Source organism: Variovorax sp. P4_D9 (assembly GCF_056401695.1).
On the sequence record NZ_JBFUIU010001425.1, the window covers coordinates 1 to 1409 of the forward strand.

At 63.2% G+C, this 1409-nt stretch carries 1 protein-coding gene; it reads right to left on the reverse strand.

Annotated features, from left to right (window positions below; translation table 11 throughout):
* Window positions 1-278: 278 nt before the first annotated feature.
* A partial coding sequence (locus tag AC1DY5_RS55635; RefSeq protein ID WP_478122706.1) for a DesA family fatty acid desaturase occupies window positions 279-1409 on the reverse strand: 1131 nt, incomplete at its 5' end.

A 1409-nucleotide genomic window follows, 5' to 3' on the forward strand; every position in this document is an offset into this window, starting at 1 on the left:
CTGGTACTCCGCATGACTGCCGGCTCGCTTGAGCCGTTCCGCCAAGCGCTCAACAGTCGGCTTATCCCCCACGATTAATGTCTTCATCCACGACTCCTTGAGGTTCGTGGGCTGACATCATATCTAATCTATTGAACGCAAATTGGTATAAAACATCACTACACGGCCGGCACAGCTAGGCCCCGCGGAACTGGCTCCGCCAGGCCGCTGGTGTCGCCCCCGGTAGCGGATGGGCGCCCGGAAACGGAGTGCCGAGCAACCTGGGGGCGAGCAACAGTTCAGGCGCGGGCGGAACGCAGGCGGGTCGAGAACTCGCGCAGTCCGGCAATGCCGCTGGCTTCGGCGCGATGGCACCAAGCGGCCAGGTCGGCAGCCAGCTGCTCGCGCGAATTCGAGGTGTTGAGCCACAGCTGGCGCAATTCTTCACGCATGGTCACCATCTTGTCGAGCACCGGGTGGGCGGCACGGGCCTGGACCAGGTTCGAGCGCAGAGCAGCGGGCACCTTGTCGTCGTCGCGATGCAACCATTTCTTGGCCGCCTTGAGCACCGACAGGTCGGCCCCCTTGGCCTTGAGCTGGGCCAGCTCGCTGCGGGTGGCACGGCGCATTTCGCGCGCATAGCCGGCCATCACCTCGTAACGGTTGGCGATCACGGCTTCGAGGGTCTTCTCGTTGGCCACCGGTACCACGTCGCCCACCAGCATCTTGGGCGGCAGCTTCTTGACTTTGGCCCAGCCGATCTTCTGCATCAGGCTGATGTAGACCCAGCCGATGTCGAACTCGTACTTCTTGACCGAGAACTTGGCCGAGGTCGGGTAGGTGTGGTGGTTGTTGTGCAGCTCTTCCCCGCCGATGATGATGCCCCACGGAATCAGGTTGGTGCTGGCATCGGTGGCTTCGAAGTTGCGGTAGCCCCAATAGTGGCCGATGCCGTTGACGACGCCCGCGGCCCAGAAGGGGATCCAGAGCATCTGGACGGCCCAGACGGTCAGGCCGAGCATGCCGAACAAGGCGACGTTGAGGATCAACATCAGGCCCACGCCCTGCCAGCTGTAGCGCGAGTACAGGTTGCGCTCGATCCAGTCGTCGGGCGTGCCGTGGCCGAAACGCTCCATCGTTTCCTTGTTCTTCGATTCCTTGCGGTACAGCTCGGCGCCGCGCCACATGACTTCGTCGATGCCCTTGACCTGCGGGCTGTGCGGGTCGTCCACGGTTTCGCACTTGGCGTGGTGCTTGCGGTGGATGGCGACCCATTCCTTGGTCACCATGCCGGTGCCCAGCCAGAGCCAGAACCGGAAGAAATGCGAGGGGATTCGGCCGAGATCCATGGCCCGGTGCGTTTGCGTCCGGTGCAGGAAGATCGTGACCGCCGCGATCGTGATGTGCGTGGTGACGAGCGTGTACAGCAC